At 71.0% G+C, this 1916-nt stretch carries 1 protein-coding gene and 1 pseudogene; both read right to left on the reverse strand.

From position 1 onward, the window contains the following. A partial coding sequence (locus tag RMO30_RS11660) for an ROK family protein (protein ID WP_309713620.1) occupies positions 1-646 on the reverse strand: 646 nt, incomplete at its 3' end. A gap of 10 nt (positions 647-656) precedes the next feature. Then, a pseudogene (locus tag RMO30_RS11665) lies at positions 657-1916 on the reverse strand (FGGY family carbohydrate kinase); the annotation flags it as partial.

The raw sequence follows: 1916 nt of genomic DNA on the forward strand, positions 1-1916 counted from the left end.
CGCCGCCGTTCAGGTACACAAGGTCGTCGACCCCGCGCCCGGCACCGAAAAGGTGTTCGGCGATGGCCCCGAGCGAGGCATCGTTGTCGGCGAGCACGGGAAAGTCGAAGTGGCCGCTCCCGACCATCTCGGCGAATGGCACCTCGCGCCAGCCGAGGTGAGGCGCCCAGCGCACCATCCCATCGGTCGCCCGCACTAACCCCGGAATAGCTAGCCCCATCGCCACCACGCGGCCCTCGCGCGGATCGACGAGCCGCGCGGCGACCTCGCGTACGACCCGAACCGCCACGTCCGGGGTGGGGACGCTCTCGAGCCGGGTTCGTTCTCGCGCGAGCACCTGACCGCCGAGTCCGACGAGGGCACCATTGACGGCATCCACCTCGGGGTTGATCGCGAGGACGATCGGGTAGTCATGCGGGCGGACGGTGGGCGAGGGCCGACCGACCTCTCCGCTCGCGACCGGCTCGCCCTCCTCGACCAGCCGCAACTCGCCGAGCTCGGCGACGAGTGCAGCGATCGTCGAGCGGCTGAGGCCGGTGAGGGCTGTGATCTCCGCGCGCGAAACCACGCGCCCATAGTGAACGAGTTTGAGTATCGTGGCGAGGTTGCGTCGACGCACGCCGTCGGCGTTATCCCCGGCAGCCATGCGCCCCACTCTAGAGCCGGGCGGCGTACTGGATCCGAACGATCGGACGGTGGTCGGATGCCGGCTCGGCGCTGAACGGAAGCCTCCAGTCGGGGCGCTCCCCGGTCGCGACCCAGGCGGCCTGTACGGCGGCGCCACGCGCGACATACTCGTCGGGCTCAGGCACGGCGACGGGCACGTCGAACACCTGGGTGGCGATCGTGGCGACCGCGGGGTTCTGCGCCGCACCGCCGATCAGCAGGATCCGCCGCGCCTCGACCCCCGCCGCCTGAACGGCGTCGAGACCATCCGCGAGTCCGCACAGCAGACCCTCGATTCCGGCTCGGGCGAGGTTGCCGCGGGTCGTGCCCATGAGAGTCATGCCGAACAGAGTCGCGGTCGCATCGGGTCGATCGGGGGTGCGTTCGCCCTCGAACCACGGTTGCAGCACGAGGCCATCCGACCCGGGCTCCGCGGTTAGGGCGAGGCGTCCGAGCTCGGTGTGGTCGACTCCGAGAAGGCGAGCGATCGAGTCGAGCACGCGCGCAGCGTTGAGGGTCGCGACGAGCGGGAGAAAGAGCCCGCTTGCGTCGGCGAACCCGGCGACGGTCTGCGAGCCCGCGGGAGAGCCGGTGACCGCGAAGACCGTGCCTGAGGTGCCGATCGAAACGACGACATCCCCCTCGCGCGCGCCGAGGCCGAGCGCGGCGCCAGCGTTGTCACCCGCCCCCGGACCGACGACCTGTCCGCCCGCGAGCACACCGGGGGATTCCCCCGGACCGAGCACGCGGGGAAGGATCGCGTCGTGCCCGAGGGCGGCGACGAGTAGTTCGCGGTCGTAGTCGCCGGTATGCGGGTTCCAGTAGGCGGTGCCGCTCGCATCGGAGCGATCGGTCGTGAGCTCGGCGAAGTTGGCGTTGCCTGGTCCAAAGCCGCGCAGCCGCCAGGTGAGCCAGTCGTGCGGCAGGGCGACGGCCTGTACGCGGGCGGCGTTCTCGGGCTCGGCATCCCGGAGCCAGCGCAGCTTCGTTGCAGTGAAAGAAGCGACCGGCCGCGAGCCGGTGCGCGCGACGATGTCGGGGAACTCGGCGGCGAGTTGCCCGGCGGCGGCCGCCGAGCGGGTGTCGTTCCAGAGCAGGGCGGGGCGGATGACGTCGCCCTCGGCGTCGATAACCACCATGCAGTGCTGCTGCCCGGCAATCGATATGGCCGATACCTCGTCCAGGCCGCCCGTGGCGGCGATGGCCTCCTGTTACGCGTCCCACCACGACTCAGGGTCGACCTCGGTGCC

The organism is Pseudolysinimonas sp. (assembly GCF_031389465.1).
Classification (GTDB): domain Bacteria; phylum Actinomycetota; class Actinomycetes; order Actinomycetales; family Microbacteriaceae; genus Pseudolysinimonas_A.